This window comes from Pelagibacterium sp., from assembly GCF_965249125.1.
Taxonomy (GTDB): domain Bacteria; phylum Pseudomonadota; class Alphaproteobacteria; order Rhizobiales; family Devosiaceae; genus Pelagibacterium.
Genome location: NZ_OZ252217.1, coordinates 451410 through 473568, shown reverse-complemented (window position 1 = coordinate 473568; position 22159 = coordinate 451410). Strand labels below are relative to the sequence as shown.

Annotated in this window: 22 protein-coding genes and 1 other RNA gene; 3 read left to right on the top strand and 20 right to left on the bottom strand. The window is 62.3% G+C overall.

Features of this window, described 5'->3' with window-relative positions:
* Window positions 1-92: 92 nt before the first annotated feature.
* From ACP148_RS02345 to tolQ, 10 genes are all read right to left on the bottom strand, one after another.
* On the bottom strand, window positions 93-944 hold the full coding sequence (locus ACP148_RS02345) for a class I SAM-dependent methyltransferase (RefSeq protein WP_421951015.1): 852 nt from the start codon (window positions 942-944) through the stop codon (window positions 93-95).
* 87 nt (window positions 945-1031) lie between these two features.
* Window positions 1032-2789, bottom strand: a complete 1758-nt coding sequence (locus ACP148_RS02340) for a methyl-accepting chemotaxis protein (protein WP_421951014.1) — start codon at window positions 2787-2789, stop codon at window positions 1032-1034.
* Between the two features lie 428 nt (window positions 2790-3217).
* Window positions 3218-5152, bottom strand: coding sequence for an ATP-dependent zinc metalloprotease FtsH (gene ftsH, locus ACP148_RS02335; protein ID WP_421951013.1), 1935 nt, complete (start codon window positions 5150-5152; stop codon window positions 3218-3220).
* A 162-nt stretch (window positions 5153-5314) separates the two neighbouring features.
* Window positions 5315-6568 carry a tRNA lysidine(34) synthetase TilS gene (gene tilS / locus ACP148_RS02330; RefSeq protein WP_421951012.1) on the bottom strand — a complete coding sequence of 418 codons (1254 nt, stop codon included), beginning with the start codon at window positions 6566-6568 and terminating at the stop codon, window positions 5315-5317.
* Window positions 6562-7545, bottom strand: a complete 984-nt coding sequence (gene ybgF / locus ACP148_RS02325; RefSeq protein ID WP_421951011.1) for a tol-pal system protein YbgF — start codon at window positions 7543-7545, stop codon at window positions 6562-6564. Before ybgF ends, tilS begins: the two co-directional genes overlap by 7 nt.
* A gap of 158 nt (window positions 7546-7703) precedes the next feature.
* Window positions 7704-8192, bottom strand: coding sequence for a peptidoglycan-associated lipoprotein Pal (pal, locus tag ACP148_RS02320; protein WP_421951010.1), 489 nt, complete (start codon window positions 8190-8192; stop codon window positions 7704-7706).
* Window positions 8193-8382: 190 nt separating this feature from the next.
* Window positions 8383-9684 (bottom strand): Tol-Pal system beta propeller repeat protein TolB, encoded by a 1302-nt coding sequence (gene tolB / locus ACP148_RS02315; protein ID WP_421951503.1) that lies wholly within the window; start codon window positions 9682-9684, stop codon window positions 8383-8385.
* A 180-nt stretch (window positions 9685-9864) separates the two neighbouring features.
* Window positions 9865-10992, bottom strand: coding sequence for a cell envelope integrity protein TolA (locus tag ACP148_RS02310; RefSeq protein ID WP_421951009.1), 1128 nt, complete (start codon window positions 10990-10992; stop codon window positions 9865-9867).
* Between the two features lie 3 nt (window positions 10993-10995).
* Window positions 10996-11454 (bottom strand): protein TolR, encoded by a 459-nt coding sequence (gene tolR, locus ACP148_RS02305; RefSeq protein WP_421951008.1) that lies wholly within the window; start codon window positions 11452-11454, stop codon window positions 10996-10998.
* Entirely contained in the window at window positions 11454-12158 is a 705-nt protein-coding gene (gene tolQ, locus ACP148_RS02300; RefSeq protein WP_421951502.1) for a protein TolQ, read from the bottom strand. The genes tolR and tolQ overlap by 1 nt, the downstream gene beginning before the upstream one ends.
* A gap of 294 nt (window positions 12159-12452) precedes the next feature.
* Here tolQ and ACP148_RS02295 point away from each other — a divergent pair, with 294 nt between their 5' ends.
* Window positions 12453-12887 carry a CHRD domain-containing protein gene (locus tag ACP148_RS02295; RefSeq protein WP_421951007.1) on the top strand — a complete coding sequence of 145 codons (435 nt, stop codon included), beginning with the start codon at window positions 12453-12455 and terminating at the stop codon, window positions 12885-12887.
* A 67-nt stretch (window positions 12888-12954) separates the two neighbouring features.
* Here ACP148_RS02295 and ACP148_RS02290 read toward each other — a convergent pair whose 3' ends face one another.
* Genes ACP148_RS02290 through ruvC form a run of 4 tightly spaced genes read right to left on the bottom strand, consistent with a single transcriptional unit; the run spans window position 12955 to window position 15576 of the window.
* Window positions 12955-13380 (bottom strand): YbgC/FadM family acyl-CoA thioesterase, encoded by a 426-nt coding sequence (locus ACP148_RS02290; RefSeq protein ID WP_421951006.1) that lies wholly within the window; start codon window positions 13378-13380, stop codon window positions 12955-12957.
* Complete coding sequence (gene ruvB, locus ACP148_RS02285) at window positions 13377-14417, bottom strand: Holliday junction branch migration DNA helicase RuvB (RefSeq protein ID WP_421951005.1); 1041 nt, start codon at window positions 14415-14417, stop codon at window positions 13377-13379. Before ruvB ends, ACP148_RS02290 begins: the two co-directional genes overlap by 4 nt.
* 41 nt (window positions 14418-14458) lie before the next feature.
* Window positions 14459-15076, bottom strand: a complete 618-nt coding sequence (gene ruvA / locus ACP148_RS02280) for a Holliday junction branch migration protein RuvA (RefSeq protein ID WP_421951004.1) — start codon at window positions 15074-15076, stop codon at window positions 14459-14461.
* On the bottom strand, window positions 15073-15576 hold the full coding sequence (gene ruvC, locus ACP148_RS02275) for a crossover junction endodeoxyribonuclease RuvC (RefSeq protein WP_014131616.1): 504 nt from the start codon (window positions 15574-15576) through the stop codon (window positions 15073-15075). Before ruvC ends, ruvA begins: the two co-directional genes overlap by 4 nt.
* 185 nt (window positions 15577-15761) lie before the next feature.
* Here ruvC and ACP148_RS02270 point away from each other — a divergent pair, with 185 nt between their 5' ends.
* Window positions 15762-16580, top strand: coding sequence for a GGDEF domain-containing protein (locus ACP148_RS02270; RefSeq protein WP_421951003.1), 819 nt, complete (start codon window positions 15762-15764; stop codon window positions 16578-16580).
* 46 nt (window positions 16581-16626) lie between these two features.
* Here the strand turns inward: ACP148_RS02270 and ACP148_RS02265 are convergent, their stop codons facing one another.
* The 6 genes from ACP148_RS02265 to ACP148_RS02240 all read right to left on the bottom strand — a co-directional run bounded on the left by ACP148_RS02265 (window position 16627) and on the right by ACP148_RS02240 (window position 19898).
* On the bottom strand, window positions 16627-17373 hold the full coding sequence (locus ACP148_RS02265) for a YebC/PmpR family DNA-binding transcriptional regulator (RefSeq protein WP_421951002.1): 747 nt from the start codon (window positions 17371-17373) through the stop codon (window positions 16627-16629).
* 71 nt (window positions 17374-17444) lie between these two features.
* Window positions 17445-18257 (bottom strand): TIGR00282 family metallophosphoesterase, encoded by an 813-nt coding sequence (locus ACP148_RS02260; protein WP_421951001.1) that lies wholly within the window; start codon window positions 18255-18257, stop codon window positions 17445-17447.
* Complete coding sequence (locus ACP148_RS02255; protein ID WP_421951000.1) at window positions 18254-18844, bottom strand: 5-formyltetrahydrofolate cyclo-ligase; 591 nt, start codon at window positions 18842-18844, stop codon at window positions 18254-18256. The genes ACP148_RS02260 and ACP148_RS02255 overlap by 4 nt, the downstream gene beginning before the upstream one ends.
* Before the next feature lie 22 nt (window positions 18845-18866).
* Window positions 18867-19026, bottom strand: a non-coding RNA gene (ssrS, locus tag ACP148_RS02250) — 6S RNA.
* 220 nt (window positions 19027-19246) lie between these two features.
* Window positions 19247-19636 (bottom strand): cell division protein ZapA, encoded by a 390-nt coding sequence (locus ACP148_RS02245; RefSeq protein ID WP_421950999.1) that lies wholly within the window; start codon window positions 19634-19636, stop codon window positions 19247-19249.
* Complete coding sequence (locus ACP148_RS02240) at window positions 19623-19898, bottom strand: DUF4164 family protein (protein ID WP_421950998.1); 276 nt, start codon at window positions 19896-19898, stop codon at window positions 19623-19625. The genes ACP148_RS02245 and ACP148_RS02240 overlap by 14 nt, the downstream gene beginning before the upstream one ends.
* A 210-nt stretch (window positions 19899-20108) precedes the next feature.
* Here ACP148_RS02240 and tkt point away from each other — a divergent pair, with 210 nt between their 5' ends.
* Window positions 20109-22088: a transketolase gene (gene tkt / locus ACP148_RS02235; protein WP_421950997.1), complete on the top strand. Its 1980-nt coding sequence runs from the start codon at window positions 20109-20111 to the stop codon at window positions 22086-22088.
* The last annotated feature ends 71 nt before the right edge of the window (window positions 22089-22159 follow it).

Sequence of the window (22159 nt, the reverse complement as noted above, 5' to 3'; positions counted from 1 at the left end):
AATGTTCCGATTGTTCAGCAGCGACGCAAGCTATACCGGCCGCAGTACAAAAAAAAGGCAAACACGCTGACGCGGTAAACCGGCCCGTTGCGTCAGCCGCGCTTTTCGAGAGCCAGAAAGCGGTAGGTATTGACCGTGGCAAAGGCTTCCGGCGAGCGGTAGTCGGCTTTGAGCCGGGCGACGATATTTTCACGCTCCGATTTCGGGACGAACAGGCCATAGGCCGTCTTGAGGAACCAATAAAGGATCGGCCGCTTGTTCGAGAGCAACCCGCGCACCTGATCGACCGTCGGCGCGACAAATCCGCGATAGACGTTCTGATCGATGGCCATGGTCTGGGCGGCTGCAAGGGTTACGTCCTCATTCTCGACAATCGCAAATCCGGCCCGTTCAACGGCAACGGCAAACTCTGAATAGCGATGTCCGCCGCCGGGCTGCCTGTCCCCCTGATAGGCATCGGCACGGAAGCAGTCCGCGATTATGACCCGGCCATTCGGTGCGAGGATATGTTTGAGCTTGGCAAGGCTGGTCTCGAGATCGACATACTGAAAACTCTCGGAAAACATGCACACGTCGAACGGCCCCTCACCCGAGAAGTCCTCGAATTTCGTCTCATGCACGCGGGCATTGGGGCCGAGCTTTTCGGCCGCCACTTCGGCCTGAAGATGGCTCGGGGTAATCATCTCGACGGTGTAGCCCTTGTCGAGCAACAGTTTTGCCATCTCGCCGGTGCCGCCGCCGATGTCGAGAAGCCGCCCCGGGGCCGGCGGGATCAGCGCCAGGAGCTTATCGACATAACGCTCCTGGGCCATGCGAAGCTGAGGGATGTTGGGGCGCTCGCCGGGTTCCCAAAGACCGTAGTGGAGCCATGGACTGTCGGCAAAGGTTTTGGCGACATAGACATAAAGGTCCAGTCCTTCGGTCTTGGTATCGATTTTGGCCACGCGGTGCTTCTCCATCAAAGATGCTTCTGGGTAGCCAAGAGCGCGCTTCGTGACAAGAGGCGCCGACCAAAGGCGGCTTGCCGCGTTCTAGAAATCCTCCCATTCGGAGCTGACCGCCGCATTGCCATGCACCTGATAGGCACGCCGCGCTGCCGCAGCCGTCGGGCGAGCCGCCGGCACCGGTTCGTGGTCGGTCACGGTGAACACCGCAGTGATCCGGTCGAGTTCGACCGCCTGGCCTTCGGTCTGCTCAACTGCGGCATTGGTTTGTTCAACCAGTGCAGCATTGTGCTGGGTCATCTCGTCCATCTGCCGGACGGCACCGTTGACCTCCTCGATAGCCGAGGACTGCTCGGATGCCGCCTTGGCGATCTCTTCGATGACGGCCGAACTTTCTTCGGCGCCCTGCAAGATCTCGAGCAGCCGGGCGGCGGCCTGTTCAACGAGCCGGGAGCCTCCGGCCACTTCGGCAGCACTGGTTTCAATAAGCGCCTTGACCTCCGAAGACGCATCGGCCGCCGATTGGGCCAACCGCCGCACTTCGATAGCGACCACCGCAAACCCCTTGCCTGCCTCCCCGGCCCGTGCCGCTTCCACCGAAGCGTTGAGCGCCAGAAGATTGGTCTGGAAGGCGATGTCGTCGATCATCCCGATGATATTCGATATCCTGGCCGAAGAGGCGGAAATCCGTTCCATGGCCCTGTTGGCCTCTCCCATCACCGCACCACCCTCGCTGGCGCTGGCCGAAAGCAAACGCGCCTTGTCCGCCGCCGTGCGGGCCTGCCCCGCGCTGGCGACGACAGCACCCGAAAGCTGTTCCATGGCCGCCGAGGTTTCCTCGATGGTCGCGGCCTGCTTTGTCGTCCGATCAGCCAGATCGTTGGCCCCGGTCAGCAATTCGCTGGTCGCGGTCTTGACCGCGCCGGAGGTCGATTTGAGGCGAGAGACGATATCGACCAGTTGCTCCAGCGTCTTGTTGTAGGCCTGTCGCAGCGCTTCGTACTGTCCGGTAAAGCTCTGATCGATCCGCCCGCGCAGATCGCCCTCGGCCATGCTTTCAAGACTCCTGGTCAACAGAGAGATGATCGCCTCAGCGCGTTTGCGCTCTGTGATGTCGGTTGCGAACTTGACAATCTTGACCGGCTTGCCGACGGGATCGAGGATCGGATTGTAGCTCGCCTGGATCCAGATATCCTTGCCGCCCTTTCCCACCCGCTGGAACTCACCCGCCACAAACTCGCCGGCACGCAGCCGCTCCCAGAAATGGGCATAGTCAGGCGATGCCGTATAGGCCGGATCGCAGAACATGGCGTGATGCTTGCCGACGATCTCCTCGAGCCCATAGCCCAGCGTTGCGAGGAAATTCTCGTTGGCGGTAAGGATCGTCCCATCGAGGGTGAACTCAATGACCGCCTGTACACGCCCGATGGCCGCGACCTTGGCCGCGTGATCGGCGGCCTGTAGTTTCTGAGCTGTGATGTCGGTGGCAAATTTGATGACTTTGACCGGTTTGCCGGATCGATCAAGGATAGGATTGTAGCTCGCCTGGATCCAGATTTCGCGGCCGCCCTTGGCCAGCCGCTTGAACTCATCGGCCTGATAGAGCCCCTGCGCCAGACTTTTCCAGAAGGCGCGGTACTCCTCACTCCCCGCGTGGTCGGGCGGAACGAACATCGAATGGTGGTTGCCAACGATCTCGTCGAGCCCGTACCCCATGGCAGCGAGAAAATTTTCATTCGCGGCCAGAATGATGCCATCGAGCGAAAATTCGATCACCGCCTGCGAGCGATCGATGGCGTCAATCCTTGATTGCGCGTCGCCGGACGCGGCGCCCCGTTTGAACATGCCCAATTCCCCCAAATGATCTGCAAGCAGATAGCGATATGACGTCCACGCCTAGACAGTCGACCACCTTTGGTTAAACAGTCGTTTAGGAAAATGATGCGGTTGTTTACATAGGTTAGTCTTGGCGCGCCGACGCACCCGACGGCGAGTTCGCCTCGGGCTTTGAGTCGGCTAGACGGCATGGGGCGATGAACGCTCCGCATGTTTGTTTAGTATATGAAGCGATCATCGCGCCGCCTTCGCGCATAGCGCTTTGGGCGTTCGGCACTTGAAAGAGGCGGGATTGAATTTTTCAAGCGCCTCTCCACCACCCCCGCGTCAAGCCCGAGGATGACGATGGGGTAGGGTGGGTGGTGGTGATGGAGCCGGAAACAAAAAAGGCTGCCCGGAGGCAGCCCTTAAATTTCGATAGACCTCGGAAATGGAGATCAGGTGCCCGGCTGAGGCTCGAGCCCGGCGTCGGGCTCGCCTTCCTCGCCGCGCTTCTTGTGCGCCTTGCCCGCTTTGGGGACGCCGGTCGATTTCGGCGTGTTGTCGTTATCGATGTCGCGAACCGGCTGCTTGCCGTCCATGAGGCCCCGCAATTCGTCGCCCGTCAGGGTCTCGTATTCGAGCAGGGCCTGCGCGACGGTTTCGAACTGATCGATGTTTTCCCGGATCATGGTGCGGGCCGCCAGTTCGCCGTCTTCGACGAGCTTGCGCACTTCCTCATCGATAAGCTTGGCGGTTTCGTCCGACATATGCTGGGACTGGGTCACCGAATGACCAAGAAACACTTCCTGATCGTTCGATTTGTACCGAACCCGGCCGAGCTTTTCGCTCATGCCCCATTCCATGACCATCGAGCGGGCCAGATTGGTCGCCATCTGGATATCGCCCGAGGCGCCTGAGGTGACCTTTTCGGGACCGAACTTGTAGATCTCGGCCTCGCGGCCACCGAACAGCATGGCCAGACGCGCCACCGCCTTTTCACGGGAGAACGAATAGCTGTCCTTTTCGGGCAGGGTCATCACCATGCCCAGCGCGCGACCACGCGGGATGATGGTGGCCTTGTGGATCGGATCGAGCTTGCCGGCCAGCATGAGATTGATGAGGGCGTGCCCGGCCTCGTGATAGGCTGTGAGCTTTTTTTCCTCGTCGGTCATGGCCATGGTGCGCCGCTCGGCGCCCATCATGATCTTGTCCTTGGCGTCCTCGAACTCGGCATGGGTCACGAAGCGCTTGTTGCGGCGCGCGGCCAGAAGCGCGGCCTCGTTGACGATATTCATCAGATCCGCACCCGAAAAGCCGGGCGTGCCGCGGGCCAGGACCTTGAGATCGACGTCAGGGGCAAGAGGGACCTTGCGGACGTGAACCTTGAGGATACGCTCGCGGCCGGCAACGTCGGGATTGGGCACCACGACCTGGCGGTCGAAACGGCCCGGACGCAGCAGCGCGGGATCGAGAACGTCGGGACGGTTGGTCGCCGCGATCAGGATGATGCCTTCATTGGCCTCGAACCCGTCCATCTCGACAAGCAATTGGTTGAGCGTCTGTTCGCGCTCGTCATTACCGCCACCCAGACCGGCGCCACGCTGACGGCCGACGGCGTCGATTTCGTCGATGAAGATGATGCACGGAGCGTTCTTTTTGGCCTGCTCGAACATGTCGCGTACGCGGGACGCACCGACACCGACGAACATTTCAACGAAGTCCGAACCCGAAATTGTAAAGAACGGCACATTGGCCTCGCCGGCCACCGAACGGGCCAGAAGTGTTTTACCGGTACCCGGAGGGCCGACAAGCAGCACGCCGCGCGGGATGCGCCCGCCAAGCCGCTGGAACTTGCCCGGATCGCGCAGGAACTCGACGATTTCCTCGAGATCCTGCTTGGCTTCCTCGACACCGGCCACGTCCTCGAAGGTCACTTTGCCCGAGGACTCGGTGAGCATTTTCGCGCGAGACTTGCCAAAGCCCATGGCGCCGCCACGGCCCCCGCCCTGCATTTGGCGGATAAAGAAGAACCACACGGCGATAAGGACGATAAACGGAAGCCAGCTCGACAGCAGGATCGACCAGAAGGGCGAGCCTTCCGGCGCGCGCGCCGTGATCTCCACGTTCTGGTTCTCGAGCCGCTCGACGATATTGGCGCCTTCGGGGATCGTCACCTCGAACCGCGTGCCCTCATTGGTACGGCCCTGGACGGTATCGTTGATGATGGTGACTTCGGCGATACGGCCATTGTCGATATCGCTCACGAACTGGCTATAGGTCCGCTCAACCGTCGAAACGGTCCGCGTCGAGGACTGGAAAACCTGAAACAGCCCCAAGAGCATGAAGAGGATGACCAGCCATATGGCCAAATTCCGAAAATTTCCGTTCATCAATCCTGTCCTGGTCGGGCAATGCCCTTAAGATTGCAGCAGCCCGCACAGAGCCGCGCGGCACACGACGTGCCATAATTGTTGCCGCCGAATGTAAGGCCGTCATTCCGGCGATACAAGGGCAACACCCCCGTCCGGTGGCCGATTGCCGCAGTTTCCAGCCTAAGAGGTTAACGGGATTTGCTCTACCGAAAAGCCCTCTGCGACCTTGATACCGCCGATGGCAACAATCTGGCCCCGCGCGTCGCGGACCAGCGGTGCCGCGCGCAGCCCCGCAACCGGACCCGCCAGCACCCTGCCCGTCAGCGCCCTGAACGCCCCCCGGGTCAACCCGACGGCTGGCCCGATGGTTCCGGCGATGGCAGCGGCGACGGCAAAACGGCCGTCCCAGACAAGGGTTTGGCCCGGCGCAAGTTCAGCCCCGGGCAATCCCTCCCGTCCGGCCTCACGATGGATCACGATTGTGTTTGCATCGGCCAGCACCCGCGCGCCCGCCAGCGTCGCCGTGAAATGCTCGCCCCCCGCAATTCGCCCGGCGAGCGCTTCGGTTCGAGACAGAAAGAACGACTGCGTTCCGGACGCGGCAGACAATGCCCGCTCGATGACGCGGACCCTGATTTCGGGATCGGCGGTATCAAACGCCTCGCGGCCGATCCGCACAATTCCCAAGGGATCGAGCGAGGCGTGCTCGACGATAAACCCGCCGGTCACCTGCTTGGCAAGGGCATCGATCCGCTGAAGCCGCTCGGCAGCCTTGCTCAACCGATCGGGTCCGAGCCCGAGTTCGGCGAGGCCCGGCAACGCATCGCGCCAGCGCGTGCGTTCATAGGCGAGATCGGCATTGGACGGATCAAGGGCCGGCGATAGCCCGGCCCGCGCCACCAGTGTCGCCAGCGTTTGAGGAGGAACCGCGAGGAGGGGACGGAAGACGGAAACCGCGTCGAGCTGAGAAATTTCCCGCATTCCGCCCAGCCCGGAAACCCCGCTGCCATGGGCAAGCCGCATCAGAACCGTTTCGGCCTGGTCGCGCTGGTGATGGGCGGTGAGCAGAATTTCGGCCCCATCGGCCTCCATTGCCTGAGCGATCAGGCCATAGCGGGCGGCACGCGCCGCGCTCTGCTTGCCTGTCGATGGCTTTTCACCTGTCCAAACGAGTATGCGGCATGAAAGGCCGAGCTTTTCGGCCTCGGCCGCCACCATCGCTGCTTCGGCCCGCGCCTCGGGCCGCAGTCCATGATCCACCGTATAGACGATGGCCCGCGGCTTGGTATCGCTCCAGGCGGCATAGAGCAACATCAGCGCAAGCGAATCGGCCCCGCCCGAGACGGCGAGGCCAATGGTTTTCCGACCGGAGAGCGGGGCAAAAAGCGCCGCGGGGTCGAGACCGCACAGCGCGATGTCGGCCGGTGTCAGCACCCCGCCTGCGCCTGTTCGGCCGCCACCCGGTCCTTGAAGGCCTGGGTGGAGTCCGGATAGCGGCGCAGCACCTCGCCATAGGTCCGGCAAGCCGTATCGAATTCTCCCGCTCCGTGCAGCGCAACGCCGAGGCTGAACAGCAAATCGGGCGCGCGGGTCGAGGTTGTATAACTCTCAAACCCGTTGAGCAGGACTTCGGCCGCCTCTCCATAGGCGGCCCGCTGGATCAGCGTTTCGCCCAGCCAATAGGTTGCATCGGGCGCCTGCTGGTGGTCGGGGAAGCTTTCGATGAACTGGCGGAACTGGTTTTCAGCAAAAGCGTATTCGCCCCGCACCACGGCATCGTAGCCCGCCTGATACTGGGCATTGGCATCGCCATCCTCGAGCGGGATCGCATTGGGATCGAAACTGAGGTCGAGCGGCTCGGAAGGCGGTGTGCTGCCCAGTTCGCCCTCCGGCGGCCCCAGAACGACGCCGTCGTGGTTCTGCGGGTTCGGCTCCTGTCCGAAGACATCGCTGGCGTAGAGGTTGTCCTCCCCGCCCATTTCGCTGCCGTCCATGAGGTCGGAATCCCCGACAAGCGGGTCGATGACCGTGGGGGTGCTGGGCTGCGGCTCTGTCTGGGGCTGGGGTTCCTGCGGCAACCGATCGGCAGGCGTCTCGCCGCCGGATGTGGTTACCGCATCAGTTTCCCCCAGGCTCCCGCCCTCCAGCTGCTGGAAGCGGTATTCATTGTCTTCCTGGGTGCGTTCGAGCAGGCTCTGGAGCTGGGTCAGTTGGAACTGCAGGCCCTCGATCTGGCCCGAATTGAGCCGCACCTGCTCTTCGAGCTGGTCGAGGCGCACCTGCATGGTGGCGAGGTCATTGCCCTGCCCCTGCCCTGCAACGGTCATTGAAAAAGTCAGAAGTCCCGCCGTTGCGGCAATCACGGCACCCTGCCGCCATCGCCCCGCGAGCGTGGTTGAAAGTCTCGACACAACAAATCTCCTTCACAGGCGCCACCCTTGTACCGGCAACGCAATCGAACGATTTAAGGATGCGTAATTAAAGCAGATTTTTGGCAAAAAAGAAGCGCCGGGACCAGATACGCGGTCCCGACGCTATGCCTCCAGATTGGCATTCGTGATTTGGATGGTCAGTTTGTCAAAACGGTGACCGCGCGGCGGTTCTGGCTCCAGCACGAAATGTCGTTGCAGATCGCGACTGGGCGTTCCTTGCCATAGGAAACGGTCGACAGGCGATCCTGCGGGATACCGCGCGAAACAAGATAGTTGACGACGGCCGTGGCGCGGCGGGCGCCCAGCGCGATGTTGTATTCGCGCGTTCCGCGCTCATCGGCGTGACCTTCGATCACGATACGATACTGCGAATATTGCTGCAGCCATTGGGACTGCTGGTTAAGCGTTGCCTGTGCGTCGGCGGTCAGAACCGAAGAATCGGTTTCAAAGAACACGCGATCGCCCACCGAAACCAGAAATTCCTGCTGGCTGCCGGGAGCACCGCCGCCCCCGGCGGCGTCCCCACTGATATTGCCCACGCCAGTGGTCGGGGTGCGGGCGCAGGCTGCGACGGCAACGAGCAAAACCGCCAAGAGGAGGCCTTTGCCGAAACGAAGAAGGGGCATGGTCGAACCCATAGCGAAAAAGCTCCAGAACCGGAAAATTGTGGTTAGCATTTTTACAGCGCGTTATCTTAATCGCGCGTGTGTGGGCATAGTTAATCTTGTGCTAATCGGGCGCAATTGCGGCATCTGCCCGGCAAAAAGGCGTCCCGAAACAGGACGCCTTGTATGTGTTGCACGCCTGCAATGGCGATCAGGACAAAAGCGGCCCCCAGGCCGGATCGGACGCGAAGCCCTCGGTGGGAATGCGCCGTTCGTTGCGGCCCCAGATGTCGATGGAAAAGAGCTGGGCCCCGTCATTGCCGCCCGGATCGCGGAAATACATGAGAACGCGGCCATTGGGCGCCCAGGTGGGGCCCTCGGCGTGATAGGAGGTCGCAAGAATCCGCTCGCCCGACCCGTCCGGCCCCATGATGCCGATCGAGAACTGGCCGCCCGACTGGCGGGTGAAGGCAATAAGGTCGCCCTTGGGCGACCAGACCGGGGTCGAATAGGAGCCATCGCCATAAGAGATACGCTCGGCGCCGCCGCCGGCCGCCGACATCACGTAAATTTGCGGGCGCCCACCGCGATCGGATTCAAACGCAAGGCGCTGACCATCCGGGGAATAGGAGGGCGAGGTGTCGATGGCCGAGCCCGTGGTAAGCTGCTGGGGTTGCCCACCCGCCAGATCCATTGCATAGATATTGGTGACTGCGCCATTGCTGACCGAGAACACAAGCCGGCGCCCGTCGGGCGAAAAGCGAGGCGCAAAACTCATCTGCCCGAACCGGCCGATGGACTGGGCCTGGCCCGACGCCATGTTGACCACGAAAATCCCCGAAGAGGTCGGGCCATCCAGTACCATATAGGCGATGAGCTGGCCGTCGGGCGACATGCGCGGTGTCAGGATCTGCTGGGCGCCATCGCTGAGATAGCGGATATTGGCGCCGTCCTGATCCATGATGGCCAGCCGCCGGACACGGTTGGCGCGGGGGCCGCTTTCGGCCACGAACACCACCCGGGAATCGAAATAGCCCGTTTCCCCGGTCAGACCCGTATAAACCGCATCCGACGCGATATGGGCGATGCGCCGCCAAGAACTGGCGTCCGTGCCATAGGATTTACCGGTGACCTGTGCGCCCGCCGTAGTGTCCCACAACCGCAGGCTCGACTGGATCTGCCCGGCACGGTTGGCATCGGCCATGATGACGGCGTCCGCGCCGGTCGAGCGCCAGGCGGGGAAATCCGGCGTCTGGTTGGGATCGCCCACCTGAGCGGGATACCCGGCGGGATCGACAAGACGGAACAGGCCCGAATGGGTCAGGTTATTGCGCACCACCTGCGCGACCTCAGCCCCGAAAGCGGCATCGGCGGAGGCGAAATTGGGGATGGCGATGGGCATCGGCGTGAAATTGCCCCCCGTCACCGTGATCTGCAATTGCGCCAGCACCGGGGTTGCGGCCATCATGGCGGCGCCCGAAAGGCCCAGCATGAGCGCAGTCCTGCGGGTCATCGAAGTATTTTGCACGTCAGTCTCCATGTTTGACGGCGTAGCCCGCCGCCTCGATCCGGATTACCAACCGGACAAGCAAATCCAAGGTTGCGCCGCTTAGCGGCAAATCGTGACCGAATATCGGTGGGCGGCAAGATTTCCGGTCGCTATTGCATTTTGGTCACGCATCACACTCACTCTTTAAAGATCGCGCGGATCGAAGGTCACGTCCACCTGTCGCCAGCTGTCATATTTTTCGACCGGCAGCATGGTGTAAGGCCCGCACCGCTCGACAGCCCGCTGCGCGGCAAAAGCCGTCGAGCGCATAAGATCGTCGGTAAGCGCAGATTGAATCTCGGTCGCCGCAACCGATCCGTCCTGGTTGAGAGCAACCAGAACGCGCACCGTGAGCCCCGGCACGCTGAGCGCGCCCGGCGGCGGCGTCCAGCACCGGCGCATGGCTGCGGCCAATGCCGACTGCTCGGACTGGGTAAGCGTTGCCGACTGGCCGCTGGCCGCACCCAACGAGGATTGCCCGCCCGCGCCTGTGGTTGCACCGCGCGAGGTTTCCTCATTGATAAGATCACCGATGCGATCGGCCAACTCGTCGGAGACCTGGCTGGGGGGCTCTTGCGGCGTGGGCGTGGGCGTCGGTGCCGGTGTGGGTGTCGGCGCGGGCTGACGCTGGGCCTCGGCGAACTGCTCGCGCAATTGCGACACCGCCGAACTAACGCGTGGCGGGACAGGCGCAACGGGCTGCGGCTCGGGCTCGGGTTCTGGTGCCGGGGTCGGTTCCGGAACAGGCTCCGGTTCCGGTTCGGGTTCTGGCACCGGTTCGGGCTCGGGTTCAGGCGCAGGAATGGGCTCGGGCGCCGGAGCCGGCTCTGGCTCGGGTGCCGGTTCGGGCTCCGGCGTGGGCTCGGGACGCGGCGCCGGGGTCGGCGGCGGCGTTGGTTCGGGTTCAGGTTCGGGCTCGGGTTCAGGCTCTGGTTCCGGCTCCGGAGCGGGTGCCGGAGCGGTCTCTATGGTCGGGGCCGGTGACGGTGTATCGGAGATCTCGGGATTGGGCTGGTCCTGTTCGGTATTGCCGGTGCGCTCGGCGAGCTCTGCCTCGACCTCGGTATCGACAGCCGATGGCGTATCGGTCTCGACGATCTCGCTTTGCAGATTGCCGGCCTGAATGTTGGAAAATTCCGAGATGGGGACAAGATCGACCGAAATCGCCGAATCCATATTGGGATCGAGCCGCTCGACGCTGGAGAGCTGCACCAGGGTGAGCCCGATAATGGCGATATGGCCGACGACCGATACGGTGGTCCCGATCCGCATGGACTATTGCCCCGAGCTCTCGGCAGTCGGCTGCTGCGTGATCAATCCGATGCGCGAATATCCGGCTGACGAGAGAGTTCCCATGACGTCCATCACGGTGCCATAGCTTGCGGAAGTGTCGCCGCGAACATAAATCCGATCCTCGGTCGACTCGGCCAGCGCGGCGACGGCGTCCACCAATCCGGCGGAAGCCACCTGCTCTTCATCGACATATATCTCGCCTTGGGGGGTGACCGAAACCATGATGGGCGTGCGCGGCGTCTGCAGCTCGCCCGCCGACGATTGCGGCAGATCGACGGCGACCCCCGCCGTCATCATCGGCGCGGCGACCATGAATACGATGAGCAGCACCAGCACCACGTCCACGAAGGGGGTAACGTTGATCTCGCTCATCATGGCCCGGCGCTGGCCGCGACGACGGCGGCGTCCGCCCCCGCTTCCGCCTGCAACACCCATGCCCATTACTTGCGGCTCCGCGCTTCGAGCTGGCGGCCAAGAATGGCCGCGAATTCATCGGCAAAGCCTTCGAGCCGGCCGACCAGCTTGTTGGCGTCGCCCGAAAGTTTGTTGTAGGCGATAACCGCGGGAATGGCCGCCACAAGGCCAATGGCCGTTGCAAACAGCGCTTCGGCAATCGGACCCGCGACAACGCCAAGGCTGGCGCTTTGCGAAGCCGCGATGGACGAAAACGCGTTCATGATGCCCCACACCGTGCCGAACAACCCGATGAACGGAGCGGCCGAACCGACGGTGGCCAGGAACGGAAGCCGGCTTTCGAGCTGCTCGCTCTCGCGGGCGATGGCGACGTCGAGCACCTTGTCGAGACGGGCCTGCACGCCGAGATAGCTCGAGGCGTTCTGCTCGTGCGATCGCTTCCATTCCTTCATCGCCGCGACAAACACCGCAGCCAGCCCGCTGGTGGGGCGCTGGGAGAGCGTCTGATAGAGTTCTTCAAGCGACTGGCCCGACCAGAAGGTCTTTTCGAACTGATTCATGTCCAACCGCACGCGGGTGAATTTGAGCGATTTGTCGATGATGATGGCCCAGCACCAGATCGATGCGGCCAGAAGGCCAACCATCACCAGCTTGACGACGATGTCGGCCATCAGGAACAGGCCGATGGGCGAAAAATCGGTGTGCGCCGCCGCGCTGCCCACTGCGTCCATAGCTTCCATTATGAGTCTTCCTCGGAGAAAAAACCTTGCCGATGGGTGCCCCGCCGCCAGCAACACCCGATGCAATCGCGGTCAAATTTGTCAAAAGTGAGAGACAAATGCCCACGATCCCGGTCAGTTCGACGCAGCGGTTCCGCTTGCCCCATTTATGGTCAAGGAAAGGTTAATAAACCTTCATGACGGCATTGTGCTCGTACCGATGAGAGAGGAACGTCCCGGCACGTGCTGCGTTTAGGGGGAGCGCCCGCACAGCGCGCGGCGCATTTTCAAAGAGAGGAGTACATCATGAAGATCGCACCCGTCCTTGGTGCCGGCATTGCCGCTGTGATGCTCGCGGCTGCACCGGCCTATGCTGAAATGAGCAACTTCACCGCCGAACTCACCACAGAGGCGACCGGAGCCGCTGACTCCACCGCCACCGGCTCGCTCGAAGCCACCTATGACTCCGAAACGATGGAGTTTAGCTGGACGGCGAACTATGACGGGCTGACCGGCCCGGCGACAGCCGCCCACTTCCACGGCCCGGCCGCCGAGGGCGAGGATGCCAGCCCTGTCGTGCCGATCGACGGCGACCTTGCCAGCCCGATCGAAGGCAGCGCCACGCTGACCGAAGAGCAGGTCACCCAGCTCATGGACGGCATGTGGTATCTCAATATCCACACCGAACAGTACGGCGGCGGAGAAATCCGTGGCCAGGTGATGCACGCCGACGCCATGTAATTCGGGCGCGGCCAAAAATTTGAAACTCAGGATTCCCATGCTGAAGGAGGGCTATGGCCCTCCTTTTTCAATTTGGATCGAGCAAGCCGCGCAGACGAGCCGGAAGCCGCACGGGCCGGCCCTTGTCGTTGAGCAGCACAGCGACGACGCTGGCGCGACAGATGGTCTCTTGGTTGCGTTCCAGCGTCTGCTCGAGCACAAAGCTCGCTCCCGCGGCTTTGGTCATTATCGTCCGGGCCACCAAAAGGTCGTCGATATGGGCGGGCTTGTCGTAGGAAATGGTCATTTCGCGCACGGCGAAGGCGAGGCCCTCGGCAATCAGTTCGGAATGGTGGATGTCATGGGCGCGCAGAAATTCGGTTCGCGCCCGCTCAAAGAACTTCAGATACGCGGCGTGATAGACGTTGGTGGAGAAATCGGTGTCCTCGAAATAGACCCGCACCGGAAACCGGTGAATGCCATCGGCCCCGATCTCGCCGCCGAAGACGCTCATTGGTCGCTGTCCTCTTCGAACAAGCTGGCCTGCAATCCGGCAAAACCCTGCGGCACCGCGTAGCCCATGTGCTGGAAGGATAGTGCCGTCATCATGCGCCCGCGCGGGGTGCGCTGGATGAACCCCTGCTGGATGAGATAGGGCTCAACGATTTCCTCGATGGCATCGCGCGGTTCCGACAGCGCGGCGGAGATGGTTTCGATACCCACCGGGCCGCCACCGTAGAACTCGGCGATGGTCTTGAGGTAGCGCCGGTCGAGCTGGTCGAGCCCCCTAGCATCGACATCGAGGCGCAACAGCGCTCTGTCGGCGACCTTGCGGTCGATCTCGGCGGCGCCTTCGACGAGCGCAAAATCGGTAACCCGGCGCAGGAGCCGTCCCGCGATGCGCGGTGTGCCGCGCGAGCGTCGGGCCACTTCCAAAGCGCCGTCCGACGTCATGGCCATGCCCATCAGCCGCGCGCCGCGCTCGACGATCTGGACCAGTTCCTCAGGGGTATAAAAATTCAATCGCACCGGGATGCCGAACCGATCGCGCAAAGGCGTGGTCAACAGCCCGGCGCGGGTCGTGGCGCCCACAAGGGTAAACTTGGCCAGATCGATGCGCACCGAACGCGCCGCCGGTCCCTCCCCGATAATCAGATCGAGCTGGAAATCTTCCATCGCCGGATAGAGGATTTCCTCGACCGCCGGATTGAGGCGATGGATCTCGTCGATGAACAACACGTCGCGCTCTTCGAGATTGGTCAAGAGCGCAGCCAGATCGCCGGCCTTGGCGATGACCGGGCCGGAGGTGGCACGAAAGCCCACGCCCAGTTCGCGCGAAATGATCTGGGCGAGCGTTGTCTTGCCCAGCCCCGGCGGGCCGACGAACAACACATGATCGAGCGCCGCCTGCCGCTGGCGTGCCGCTTCGATGAACACCTGCAGATTGGCGCGCGCGGCCTCCTGCCCGATAAACTCGGAAAACCCCGAGGGGCGCAGGGAAACATCGAGACTGTCGTCGCGGCCTTCGGCGGCATTGGTGAGATCGGTCATATCGGTTTGCTATTGCCCCCGGCGCCCGATTGCAACGGGCCTCACGAACTCAATTCCCGCAAGCCCAGCCGGATGAGCTTTTCGGTGGGGGTGTCCTCGCCCTCTTTCGCAACGACCCGCGCCAGCGCGCTTGAGGCTTGCGCCTGCCCGTAGCCCAGATTGACCAGCGCCGAGACTGCGTCCGACACATTGCCCGAAGCAACGCCCTCACCCAGTGCGGTCTGCAGGCCCATCGCTCCGGCATCGATGGAGACCCCGGCGGGAACCTTGCCCTTGAGTTCGGACACGATGCGCTGCGCCAGCTTGGGGCCAACCCCCGACGCGCGACCGACCATGGCCTTGTCCTGGAGCGCGATGGCCGAAGAAAGATCGGACGGCGAAAGGATAGACAGGATGCCCAGCGCCACGCGCGACCCCACGCCCTGGACGGTCATCAAAAGTTTGAACCAGCTCTTTTCGCCCTCGCTGGCAAAGCCATAGAGCCGGATCATGTCCTCGCGCACGATCATTTCGATAAACAGTACAGCCGCTTCACCAATTCGCGGCAAAGCCTGCAAGGTGCGGCCCGAGCAATGAGCCTCGTAACACACGCCATTGACATCGATCAGCGCGGTGTCGTCCCCGAGCGTTTCGACAATGCCCTTGAGTTTGCCGATCATGCGCTCTTTGCCAGCTTACGGTGTTGACGGTGATGGGCGTGGCAGATGGCAATCGCCAGGGCGTCCGCCGCGTCGGCCGATTTGAAATTGGCAGCGGGCATGAGCGTCTTGACCATCAATTCGATCTGCTTTTTTTCCGCATGCCCGGTCCCGACCACCGATTTCTTGACGAGGTTGGCCGAATATTCGCCCACCGGAAGCCCCATCGACGCGGGCGTCATGACCGCGATACCGCGGGCCTGGCCCAGAAGCAGCGTCGAACGCGCCCCGGCATTGACGAAGGTTTCCTCAACCGCCGCTTCGGTCGGATGGTGCTCGGCGATCAGCCGCATCAACCCCTCATGGAGGTGGACCAGCCGCAGCGCGAGCTCCTGATCGACGGCCGGCGTCAGAACCCCACAGGCAATAAACCGCAGCCGGTTTCCCTCGGCTTCGATGATGCCCCAGCCGGTCCGCCGCAGCCCCGGATCGATCCCCATGATTCGCACGATATTCAACATGCCTCAAATTAGCCCGTTCGCATCAGCCTACCAAGCGCAAAGTGAACAAACCAAAAACATTGGCGTTTTATCCCCTGACTTCACAATCTGCTGCGCAGGACCAATTTTCCCGTTCGAGGCAAGGTTGTGTTCACCGGTTACCCGCTAGGGTCAGACCCGGACGCAAATATCTTCGGTACAGATCCATGGCACGAGAATTCAGACTGCCCAGGCAGGCCTGGGCGGGCATCGTTCGACGCACGCTCGGTCACATGGCGGTCGCAGTCGTGCTTTCAGTGGTGCTTTCCTATATCATTCTCGAAGTCTTCGCGCAGGGCATCAGCGAAGTCGGGCTGATGGCTGCCATAATCGCCCCTCTCGCGCTGGGCGGACCGATGGTCCTCTACATGTCCGTGCGCCAGTACGAATTGCAGATGGCCTATGACCGGCTTGAAGCGGCGGCGGCGCGCGACAGCCTGACCAATTGCTTCAACCATGGCGCATTTGTCGATGCGGTAAGCAGCGCACTGCACGACGAGCGGGCCGGCGCCGGCGCGTTGCTGGTCATCGATGCAGATCATTTCAAATCGATCAATGACCGCTACGGCCACGCCAGCGGCGATACCGCTCTCAAGCTCATCGTGGCCGCCATTCGGTCCTCGGTCCGATCCATCGATATCATCGGTCGGCTGGGGGGCGAGGAATTCGGTGTCTTTCTTCCCGCAGCCGATGTCGAGCAGGCGCAGCGGACCGCCGAAACCATTCGCCAGTCGGTCCAGATGATCGAATTCGACGCGGGCGCCAAGGCTCGGATGCTGTCCGTGAGCATAGGGGGCGCGATCGCCGCGGAACCGGTCGATTTCAGTACGATCTTCCGAAGCGCCGACGAGCAACTCTATAAGGTCAAGGAATCCGGGCGCAACAGCGTCAGCCTCGTCGTGCTGCTGCCTCGTCCCAAAGCTGCCGCCACAATCGAGCCCACGGGGCTTGTCTATCGCGGGCAGGAAGTCAAACGCAGCGCATGAAAAAGGCGGCCCTTGCGGCCGCCCTTAAAAAAAGATCGATGCCGGGTCAGGCCGAAAGCTTGGCCATGTCCTCGTCGCTCATTTCAAAATTGGCATAGACGTTCTGGACGTCGTCATCATCGTCGAGATTGTCGATCATGCGCATCAGGCTCGCGCCCTTGTCGGCATCGACCGGAGTGTTGGTCTGGGGCTTGAACACGGCCTTGACGCTTTCTGCTTCCCCAAGCGCTGCTTCAAGCGCTGTGGAAACCTCGCCGATATCTTCAAAGGCGCAATAGATGGTGTGCCCTTCATCGTCGGACTGCACGTCCTCGGCACCCGCCTCGATTGCCGCTTCCATGACGGTATCTGCATCGCCCGCCTTGGCGGGATAATAGATTTCACCAACCCGGTCGAACATGAAGGCGACCGAGCCGGTTTCGCCCATGGCTCCACCGGCCTTGGAAAAGATGGCGCGCACGTTCGATGCGGTGCGGTTGCGGTTGTCGGTCAGCGCCTCGACGATGACGGCCACGCCACCGGGGCCATAGCCTTCGTAGCGAACTTCCTCGTAATTGTCGCCCTCACCGCCCTGCGCCTTCTTGATGGCGCGTTCGATATTGTCCTTGGGCATGGACTGGGCCTTGGCGTTGTTCACCGCCAGGCGCAGGCGCGGGTTCATCGCCGGATCGGGCATGCCCGACTTGGCGGCGACAGTGATCTCACGCGCCAGCTTGGAAAAGATCTTCGAGCGCACCGCGTCCTGACGGCCCTTGCGGTGCATGATGTTTTTGAACTGTGAATGGCCGGCCATGGTCGGACAGTCCTGTCGTCGTTGAAATGAGATTGGCGGGTTATAGGGGAGCGATCCCGAGAAATAAAGCCTTACAATTGCGGCACGGCCTGCGAGAGCGTACCCCCGATACGCACCGGCTCGATCTGTCTGCACAGCCCGTCGCGATCGGTTTCGATGGCCACACCGCACAGTGTGGCTTCCCCTTCCGACGGCGTGAATCGCGCCGTGGCCAGCCCGGAAATGAAGCGGTTGAGCGGTTCCTCGGGTTCCATGCCGATCACGCTGTCATAATCCCCGCACATTCCTGCATCGCTCATCAGGCCGGTGCCGCCGCGAAGAATTCGGTGATCGGATGTCGGGATATGGGTGTGGGTGCCCACCACCAGCGAAACGCGGCCATCGAGATAGTGGCCCATGCCCTGCATTTCCGAGGTCGCCTCGGCGTGAAAATCGACGACGATGGCATCGGCCTGCTCACCGAGCGGGCAATTGGCGATGGCGTTGTCGACCGCCCGGAACGGATCGTCCATCGGCGGCATGAACACCCGGCCCAGCGCATTGACCACGAGCACCTGATGGCCATTGCGGCCGGTGACCATGGTTGCGCCGCGGCCCGGCGCGCCGGGAGGGAAATTGATCGGACGAATGAGCGTATCGTGACGCTCGATAGCGGTCATCAACTCGCGCTGATCAAAGGCGTGATCCCCTAATGTGACCACATCGGCGCCCGCATCGCGCAACACTTCGTAATGGGCTTCGGTGATGCCGCGCCCATGGCTGGCGTTCTCGCCATTGACGATGACGAAATCGAACCGGCAGCGCTCGATCAGTTCGGGGAGCCGCTCGGTCACTACCTCCCGGCCGGCCCGGCCCATCACATCGCCCAGGAACAGAAGTCTCATGCGTCCTCGAAGCGGCGCAGGCCGGTCTCGGTAACCAGCAGGTCGAGCGGCAGGTCGTGATCGAGCCGCGGAATGAAATCGAGCTCCTGGGCCGAAAACGCATAGCCGACAAGGAGCGGTTTTTTGCCCATCGCGGCCAAGGTTCTATCGTAGTAGCCCTTGCCATAGCCCAGCCGGGTGCCGAACTTGTCGAAGGCCAAAAGCGGGACGACAACGATGTCGGGAGCAACAACGGGCGCGGTCTCGGCCGGCGCGAGCGTTCCGAAGCCCGAGGGATAAAGCGGCTGGCCATCCTCCCAGAGCCGCAACTCGAGCGGTTCGTCTTCGCCGGTCACCACGGGCAGGGTAATTTTCTGCCCCGAATCCATGAGCCGGGTCAGAAGCGGTTTGCAGTCGATCTCGTCGCGGATCGGCCAATAGAGCGCCACAACCTGATCGGCGTGCAACGGCACGCCCTCGAGAAAGACATCGGCGGCCATTTTGGATGCGTCGGCGCGATCGGCCTGCGGAACGGCCAGACGGCGGGCGAGGGCCTCTTGCCGAAGCGTCGCTTTCTGCTCTTCAAGCTGGGCCTCGCTATCGGTCAAGCCGCTCACTTTCCTTTAAAAATCTTGTGCCGCCCTGGCCGTGGGATGTGTCGATCCCGGGAAACCTACTCATGTAGGTGGGCGCCGTTTGTCCGAGCCCACGGGCCCGGTCAGGGACAGCTCCCTTAAGGATCGATAAGGCCCCGGGGATGCAGTATCCTACACGAGCCGGGCAGCACGCGATCATATAGGCATTAAACCGATCACCGCAAAGGGGGAATCGGCAAAAGCGATCAGACCCGCTCGAGCCGGATATGGGGTTCGGCCGGCTCGATGACCTCGATCCCGCATGGGCATCGCCGGCAACGCCAAGCCCGGCGACGATGTCGATGAACATGGCGGTCGTCTTGGAAAAATTATGCCCGCGCGCGCAATGGACGCCGACCACCGAACCTGTCGAGGTCACGAGTGGCCCTGAGGTTCCTGACCGGCAGCATCGACCGCCGTTGCTATCGATTCGATGCGGCGGGCCACATCGGCGAGCTTGGCGGCGAATTTGCTTTCCATGGTTTCCGCTTCTGCGGCGACGTCATTGCCCGCCTTGGTCACGGTCTGGAGTTCGGCCCGCAATTGATCGAGCTTGCGCTCGGCCTCGACGAGTTCGTCGACCACGGCAATGCCGGCCATGACCGTCAGGCGATTGTCGCCGATTTCACCGAACGTGCCCTTGTAATCGTCGATATAGCGGTTGAAGCGGGTCGCAAGCGAGGACAGATGGGTTTCCTGCCCGTCCTCACACGCCATGCGATATTTGCGGCCATTGATTTCGACGCTGACTTCAGCCACGGGCATCTCCTTCTTCAAGCACGGAGCGGACGCTGGTCATCGCCTCCTCGATCCGTCGGGAGACAGTTTCGGCGGCTTGGTCGAGCTTGTCGGCCCGGGCATTGGCCCTGTCGAGGTCTCCGGCCAGCCGCTGGCTATCGGCCTGAAGCTGGGAGGACGACCGCAGCCGCCCCGTGAGCGAACGAACCGAAGTGTCGAGCCGGTTGAGCGCCCGGTCGAGCCGTTCGATGGCAGTGGTAAAACTCTCTCCGGTCGATGGCGATGTCACTTTGGGCGCGTCCTTCGAATCCATTGCCGCTGGCGCCCACAATAACCCCAAAAGTGGCGGAAATGGCAAGGGCAGCACCCCCTGCGGCCAGCGCCGTCGCGACATTGACTCGATACCCGGACCTGTTATGTGTCTGCCTCGCGCGGCCGGCCCGTCTCGTGCGGACCGCCGCATCGCCATTTTTCCTAACGTCGAACGCTTCGGGATACCATGACAGACAGAGCCAAACACGATGCCATGGCCAATGCCATTCGCGCCCTTTCCATGGATGCCGTGCAGGCCGCCAATTCGGGCCATCCGGGACTGCCCATGGGCGGCGCCGACATCGCGACGGTGCTGTTCACCAAGATCATGAAATTCGATCCCAAGGCTCCCCACTGGCCCGACCGCGACCGCTTCGTGCTCTCGGCGGGCCATGGCTCGATGCTGCTCTATTCCTCGCTCTACCTTCTGGGCTACGAGGACATGACGCTCGACGACATCAAAAATTTCCGCCAGCTGGGCTACAAGACCGCCGGCCATCCCGAATACGGCCACGCCGACGGGATCGAAACCACCACCGGCCCGCTCGGCCAGGGTCTCGGCAACTCGGTCGGCATGGCAATTGCCGAAGCCCACCTCAACGCAGAATATGGCGACGACCTGGTCAACCATTTCACCTATGTCTATGCCGGTGACGGGTGCCTGATGGAAGGCATTTCCCAGGAATCGATCTCGCTGGCCGGGCATCTGAAACTCAACAAGCTCATCGTCATCTGGGACAACAACGACATCACCATCGATGGCAAGGTCTCGATGGCCGATTCCACCGACCAGATCGCCCGTTTCAAGGCGGTGGGCTGGAACACAATGGAAATCGATGGCCACGATCCCGACCAGATCGAAAAGGCGCTGAAGGACGCCCAGAAGTCCGACAAGCCGACCCTGATTTCGGCCAAGACCACGATCGGCTTCGGTTCGCCCAACAAGGCCGGCACCTCCAAGGCGCATGGCTCCCCGCTCGGTGCCGAGGAAATCGCTCTGGCCAAGGCCCAGCTCGGCTGGAAATACGGCCCGTTCGAAGTGCCCGAAGATTTGATGGATGCCTGGCGCCTGGCCGGCAATCGCGGCACAAAGGCGCGCAGCGCCTGGACCGAGCGGCTCAATGGTGCCGATGCCGAAACCAAGGCAGAATTCGAACGCCGCATGCGTGGCGATCTGCCCGAAGCGCTCAAGACCGCCATGGCCGCCTACAAGCGCAAGCTGGCCGAAGATAAACCCAAAAAAGCCACGCGCGCCTCGTCCCAGGATGCGCTCGAAGTCATCAATGGCGCCGTGCCCGAAACGATCGGTGGCTCGGCCGATCTGACCGGCTCGAACAACACCAACACCTCCCAGACGCTACCGTTCAGCGCCAATGACTATTCGGGCCGCTATATCCATTACGGCATCCGCGAGCACGGCATGGCCGCGGCCATGAACGGCATTGCGCTGCATGGCGGGCTCTATCCCTATGGCGGCACGTTCCTGACCTTCACCGACTACTGCCGCCCCTCGATCCGGCTCGCGGCGCTCATGGGCATTCGCGTGGGGTTCGTGATGACCCACGATTCCATCGGGCTGGGTGAGGACGGCCCGACCCACCAGCCGGTCGAGCATCTGGCTGCCCTGCGCGCCATTCCCAACCTTCTGGTCTTCCGTCCTGCCGATGCCATGGAAGCGGCCGAATGCTGGGAAATCGCGCTCGAACGCTTCAAGCAGCCTTCGGTGCTGGCGCTTTCGCGCCAGAACCTTCCCGCGCTGCGCACCGAACACTCAAAGGACAATCAGTGCCTGCGCGGCGCTTATTCGATCTGGGGCGACAAGGACGCCGACGTGGTGATCTTCGGCACCGGTTCGGAAACCCAGCTTGCCGTGGAAGCCGCCAAGGAACTGGCCGAGGAGGGCATTTCGGCTCGCGCGGTGTCGGTGCCGTCCATGGAACTGTTTATGGCCCAATCCGACGATTACAAGCGCACCGTGTTTGGCAAGGCGCGCGCCCGCGTCGCCATCGAGGCCGGCGTCGAGATGGGGTGGTCCAAATTCCTGGGCGAAACCGGGCGCTTTGTCGGCATGACCGGATTCGGGGCCTCGGGCGAGATCAACGCACTTTACAAGCATTTCTCCATTACGACCAAAGCCGCTGTTGAAGCGGCCAAGGCCCAGCTTTAAGAGACTTTCGACTTCGGGGCGCGCAAGCGCCCCTTTCCCTCCCGTTCGGCATATCCATACTCAAGGAGTAG

Bases quoted from the DNA above. Each gene is read 5' to 3' on its own strand.
- ACP148_RS02270 (WP_421951003.1), top strand. From the start codon at position 15,762: ATGGCACGAGAATTCAGACTGCCCAGGCAGGCCTGGGCGGGCATCGTT.
- ACP148_RS02310 (WP_421951009.1), bottom strand. From the start codon at position 10,992: ATGCGGATCGGGACCACCGTATCGGTCGTCGGCCATATCGCCATTATC.
- ruvA (WP_421951004.1), bottom strand. From the start codon at position 15,076: ATGATCGGCAAACTCAAGGGCATTGTCGAAACGCTCGGGGACGACACC.
- ACP148_RS02290 (WP_421951006.1), bottom strand. From the start codon at position 13,380: ATGAGCGTCTTCGGCGGCGAGATCGGGGCCGATGGCATTCACCGGTTT.
- ftsH (WP_421951013.1), bottom strand. From the start codon at position 5,152: ATGAACGGAAATTTTCGGAATTTGGCCATATGGCTGGTCATCCTCTTC.
- ACP148_RS02260 (WP_421951001.1), bottom strand. From the start codon at position 18,257: ATGAGACTTCTGTTCCTGGGCGATGTGATGGGCCGGGCCGGCCGGGAG.
- ACP148_RS02245 (WP_421950999.1), bottom strand. From the start codon at position 19,636: ATGCCCGTGGCTGAAGTCAGCGTCGAAATCAATGGCCGCAAATATCGC.
- tolB (WP_421951503.1), bottom strand. From the start codon at position 9,684: ATGACCCGCAGGACTGCGCTCATGCTGGGCCTTTCGGGCGCCGCCATG.
- ACP148_RS02340 (WP_421951014.1), bottom strand. From the start codon at position 2,789: ATGTTCAAACGGGGCGCCGCGTCCGGCGACGCGCAATCAAGGATTGAC.
- ruvB (WP_421951005.1), bottom strand. From the start codon at position 14,417: ATGACCGATCTCACCAATGCCGCCGAAGGCCGCGACGACAGTCTCGAT.
- ACP148_RS02265 (WP_421951002.1), bottom strand. From the start codon at position 17,373: ATGGCCGGCCATTCACAGTTCAAAAACATCATGCACCGCAAGGGCCGT.
- tolR (WP_421951008.1), bottom strand. From the start codon at position 11,454: ATGGGCATGGGTGTTGCAGGCGGAAGCGGGGGCGGACGCCGCCGTCGT.
- tkt (WP_421950997.1), top strand. From the start codon at position 20,109: ATGACAGACAGAGCCAAACACGATGCCATGGCCAATGCCATTCGCGCC.
- pal (WP_421951010.1), bottom strand. From the start codon at position 8,192: ATGCCCCTTCTTCGTTTCGGCAAAGGCCTCCTCTTGGCGGTTTTGCTC.
- ruvC (WP_014131616.1), bottom strand. From the start codon at position 15,576: ATGTTGAATATCGTGCGAATCATGGGGATCGATCCGGGGCTGCGGCGG.
- ACP148_RS02295 (WP_421951007.1), top strand. From the start codon at position 12,453: ATGAAGATCGCACCCGTCCTTGGTGCCGGCATTGCCGCTGTGATGCTC.
- tolQ (WP_421951502.1), bottom strand. From the start codon at position 12,158: ATGGACGCAGTGGGCAGCGCGGCGGCGCACACCGATTTTTCGCCCATC.